The sequence below is a fragment of the Salinibacterium sp. genome, from assembly GCF_031364185.1.
GTDB lineage: Bacteria > Actinomycetota > Actinomycetes > Actinomycetales > Microbacteriaceae > Rhodoglobus.
The window spans coordinates 1-4,543 of record NZ_JANLVV010000083.1; the positions used below are offsets into that span (position 1 = coordinate 1).

Sequence of the window (4,543 nt, forward strand, 5' to 3'; positions counted from 1 at the left end):
TTCCCTACGTTGTGTTCTGCACGTTGTGGGAATATCCCGACATGCCCTAATGTGGGTATATCACCACATCATGCAATGTGGGATTATCCCGACACGAAGGATGCGATGATGCCGACAGTGCAGGTGCGAAAGTTCCGTGACATCGGCCCCGTCATCAAGGCCGTCCGCGAGAGCCGCGCAGTGCGGCAGGAGGACCTTGCTGAGCAGCTCGCCTTTTCTCGCGATTATCTCATCGACCTTGAGAGGGGCAGGGGCAGTCTCTACGTGACGCGGCTGTTCCGGACGCTCAACGAACTGGGCATTACCGTGACGCTGACGTATCAATCCCGCGATGACGAGGCGAGCGATGGAAATGCTTGATCTCTACCTGCACGACCGCCGAATTGGTGCTGTGCACAGGGACGGTCGAACCAAGCACCGGGTCGCGATCGAGTGGGACTCTGACTACCAGGGTGATGCCCTGATACTCACCGAATCGTTTGGCGTCATCCCTGGGCGTGCGCCGGACACGGTGCTCGCATCGAATTTTCTCGGCGGATACACCCCAGAGGGCAACCAGCGCACCGCACTCGCTGCCAAGCGGGGAATCGACCCCGATGATCTCTACGGCATTCTGAGCGAGTTTGGCGGCTCAATTGCTGGCGCAGTCACGCTCCGAAGCCCTGATGAAACAACCAGCTACCATCCGGACTATGACGAGCTCGCGGAGAGTACCGTCGCGGCTCGACTGCAACAAGCGATTGAGGAGCACGACCTGGGGGCGCGCGATGGCAGTCGCTCGATGCTGCCGGGGTTTCAACCCAAACTCCTTCTCGCGCGATTCGACGAGGTGTGGCTTGAACCGCACGGCAGGGCTCACTCGACCCACATCCTCAAACCTCAACTCCCGTCACGGCCCGAGGCGATCTTCAACGAGTTTTACAGCCACGAACTCGCCCGACACGCTGGGTTGTCCCGATTTCAGAGCGCGATGCGCACGGCAGGCACGATGAATTACCTGGCGATTGAGCGCTTCGATCGCCGCGTTGTCGGCGGCGACGTGAAGCTTCACCATCAGGAGGATCTCGCGCAGGCTCTAGGTCTTGACTGGCGCAACGGCGACGCGAAGTTTCAGGACCACAGGCTGCCATCGAGGAAGGGGCGACCCTCGGCCCGACTCATCGGCGAGCTGCTGGGCTCGATCCCCGGCGGTGGGCGCGCTGCCGAGGACTGGCTGCGCCAACTCGTCTATCACGTCGCGATCGGCAACAACGATGCGCACGCGAAGAATGTTGCCCTGCTGCATCTCGCCACTGGGACGCAGCTCACCGAGATTTATGATGCCGTGCCGAACCTCTTCCAGGAAGGGCGCATCGACTGGAATCTTGCGCTCTCCGTCGGAGGGACCTTCGACCATCGAAAGATCTCGGTGGAAGCTCTGACAGCCGAGGCGCTCTCGTGGGGAGTGCTTTCCCGACAACGCATCCCGACGGCGATAGACGAGACCCTCGCCGCCTTAGAAGCAGGGGTGCGAGCAATCACTCCGCCGAACCTCGCCTCCAAAGGGATGCCCGAGAGAATCCAATGGAACGTGAATCGACTCCAATCGGGCGCCGAGATCAGCGCACCGTGAGTGCTTTTCACGCGGTGGGTGTGGTGCCCACATCTCGAGTTGCCGATCACGTCACGCCATGTCGCAACCGCACCGCTCGCAATAAAGCGAAATAAGGTCGAGCTCGGCCCGAACTCCCGATGGCGGTCTGGCGCGCCTGATTTTCAGGACGCTGTCGACGCTGGTGGCGTGGTGGTGTGGGTAATCATGATCCAACTCTGGGGCGAAAGATGCATTCGGAGCACTTCGTCACGCCGCGTAGCGGATCCGATGCGTACCAGATCCGCCGCATAGCAGATCCATAGAATCGACCACTACCGTGGCGCCATGACCATCCAGCCCGCAGAGCACAGTCATCCGCACGACCACCAGCACCCTCACGAGCACAGTCATCCGCACGAGCACAGGCACCCCCACGAAACCTCGCAGTCAGCCAGGGAGCACGACCACCCGCATCCTCATGGGCAACCACGGGGACTCGTCAACCGCCGCACCCTGCTGGGAGCCGGAGGGCTCGGGCTGGGTGCGATGCTGCTGGCCGCCTGCACACCGACGGCCCTCGTGTCGACGGCCACTCCCTCCGCTGTAGCGCCGAGCGTCACGCCCACCGCCACACCGTCGGCGACTGCCGCGGCGAGCCCGACGCTGGCCGGGTTCGACGAATTCGCCGACACCGTCCGCACGTTCCTCAATGGCGAATACTGGATGGTGGAGAGCACCGGGCTGCCCGCCCACTCCATGATGGTGGGGATCACGAGTTGGCAACAGCAGTTTCCGCTGCCGCAGCCCTTTATCGGCGATAACGCGTTCCGCCTCCCGGTAACACCGCAACTCGCGGCCACCCCGGTGTCAGCCCGCACCGGGCTGTTTCGAGGAGCGATCGCGCTCGCCGTGAACGGGGTGCCGATCTTCAATGCGCTCAATAATCGTGGAGATGACGCCTTCCTGGCCGGGGAGTTGGACCAGTGGGGTGGGCATTGCGGGAAGGCAGACGACTACCATTACCACGTCGCTCCGCTGCACCTGCAGGACGCGGTGGGCGCGGCAAAGCCGATCGCCTATGCGCTGGATGGGTACGCGATCTACGGACTGACCGAGCCCGACGGGAGGGCGGTCGCGGCTCTCGACGAGTTCAATGGGCACACCAACGCCAGCGGGCTCTACCACTATCACGGCACCCAGGCCTACCCCTACATCAACGGCGGGCTGGTGGGGGTGGTCGGGGTGAGTGGCGATGGCGTCGATACGCAGCCCAACACCCCACCCATCCGACCGCCCGGCGAGCCGCTGCGAGGTGCCACGATCACCGGGTTCGAGTCATTGGGGGCGGGTAGTTATCGTCTCGATTACACCCTCGACGGCGAAACCCTGCAGGTGGCGTACCAGGTGACGGATGCCGAAGTCGCTTTCACCTTCAGCGACGCGACCGGCGTCACCCGAACAGAAACCTACTCACGATGATCATCAGGATGACCGCTCCGAGGCGCGTTCGCGCATCCATCGCCATCGCCTGCCTGGTGACGGCCCTCGTTCTCGCCGGCTGTGCTGCGACGCCAGTGAACACCCCGGCACCGAGCCTGCCGGAGCCGACCACCGAGCCCACGGCGGCCACCGCCGAGCCGGTCGTTGCCGAGCCGATCCAATTCACGGCCGACGTCTGGGCCGACAACTGGTTCTCGCTGACCGTGAATGGAGTGCTGGTGGGCGAGGACTCGGTACCCATCACCACCGAACGCTCCTTCAACGCGGAGACGATCAGTTTTGTCGCGAGCTATCCGCTGACGATTGCCCTGATGTCGAAAGACTATGTCGAGACGCCGAGCGGACTTGAATACATCGGCACCGACCGGCAGCAGATCGGCGACGGTGGCATCATCGCGCAAATCAAAGAGACCGTGACAGGGCAGACGGTGGCGGCCACCTCGACCCAGTGGCGTGGCCTCGTCATTCAGCGAGCGCCCCTGAATCCGGAGTGTGTGGCTTCACCCCAGCCCGACGTCGATTGCGCGTTCGAGGCGAGCGAGGCGCCGGCGCTGTGGACGACGAGCGGTTTCGATGACTCCGGATGGCTGGCGGCGACGGAATACACCGCCGCGGAGGTCGGCACGAAAGAAGGGTATGACCTGGTCGCTTGGGATGCCACGGCACGGCTGATCTGGGCGAGCAGTCTCACCCAGGACAACACCATCCTGTGGCGCTTCGAGGTCGGCTAGGAGGGCTCGGCGTCGGCGTTCTTTTGCCTCCGCTGCTCGCGTGCCCGCTGTGCGCGCGCCACAACCTTGCGGGCAGCGGCGTTGGCCGCCGTGCTGGTTCGCTTCGCACCGTCGAACTCGGTGCCGAGGAGCGCCAGCCCGCCGAGGGCGATGAGCGATCCGGGCCCGGGGAGCGGGATCAGTGCAACACCGAGGGCGATTGTGCCGACGCCGACAACGCCCACGGACGTTCGATAGACGCGGTTGACTCCGGGATTTCGTCGAATCAGAGCCCTGGTGGTGCGCAACACTCGTGCGGATGGTCGCGGCTCGGCGCCGCCGTCCGTCTCGTTGTCGCGGCCTTTCTCACTGCCTTGGGATGCCTCCACGGGGTCAGTCTACGTCCGAGGGGTGAGTGTCAAGGCCCCCGCACGCGCGGCCGGGGACCATAGGGTGGAAAGGCGGCAAGTCGCCCGAAACGTGAGGACGGTCATCCATGAAACAGCGCACTATCGGTACGGTTCAGGTCAGCTCGATCGGGCTCGGCGGAATGCCGATGTCGATTGAGGGTCGGCCCGACAGGGAGCGATCGATCGCCACGATTCATGCGGCGTTGGATGCGGGAATCACCATCATCGACACGGCGGATTCGTATCACCTGCCGGGCGTTGACGTGGGCCACAACGAAAGCCTGATCGCCGAGGCGCTCGCCTCGTGGGGCTCAGATACTTCGGGGATCCTGGTCGCGACGAAGGGCGGT

6 protein-coding genes are annotated in these 4,543 nt (G+C 63.9%); 5 read left to right on the top strand and 1 reads right to left on the bottom strand.

What is annotated here, in order from left to right; translation table 11 throughout:
* The 4 genes from RMN95_RS04185 to RMN95_RS04200 form a co-directional block, all read left to right on the top strand.
* Positions 1–360 (top strand): helix-turn-helix transcriptional regulator (locus RMN95_RS04185; protein ID WP_309615701.1); only part of this gene is annotated, 360 nt, incomplete at its 5' end.
* Entirely contained in the window at positions 347–1,612 is a 1,266-nt protein-coding gene (locus tag RMN95_RS04190) for a HipA domain-containing protein (protein WP_309615702.1), read from the top strand. The genes RMN95_RS04185 and RMN95_RS04190, both read left to right, overlap by 14 nt.
* A gap of 306 nt (positions 1,613–1,918) precedes the next feature.
* Positions 1,919–3,052 carry a YHYH protein gene (locus RMN95_RS04195; RefSeq protein WP_309615703.1) on the top strand — a complete coding sequence of 378 codons (1,134 nt, stop codon included), beginning with the start codon at positions 1,919–1,921 and terminating at the stop codon, positions 3,050–3,052.
* An 8-nt stretch (positions 3,053–3,060) separates the two neighbouring features.
* Positions 3,061–3,804 carry a hypothetical protein gene (locus tag RMN95_RS04200; RefSeq protein ID WP_309615704.1) on the top strand — a complete coding sequence of 248 codons (744 nt, stop codon included), beginning with the start codon at positions 3,061–3,063 and terminating at the stop codon, positions 3,802–3,804.
* On the opposite strand, the gene RMN95_RS04205 is transcribed toward RMN95_RS04200, so the two are convergent.
* Positions 3,801–4,172, bottom strand: a complete 372-nt coding sequence (locus RMN95_RS04205) for a PGPGW domain-containing protein (protein ID WP_309615705.1) — start codon at positions 4,170–4,172, stop codon at positions 3,801–3,803. The two genes, RMN95_RS04200 and RMN95_RS04205, sit on opposite strands and share 4 nt — an antisense overlap.
* Before the next feature lie 107 nt (positions 4,173–4,279).
* Here RMN95_RS04205 and RMN95_RS04210 point away from each other — a divergent pair.
* A partial coding sequence (locus RMN95_RS04210; RefSeq protein ID WP_309615706.1) for an aldo/keto reductase occupies positions 4,280–4,543 on the top strand: 264 nt, incomplete at its 3' end.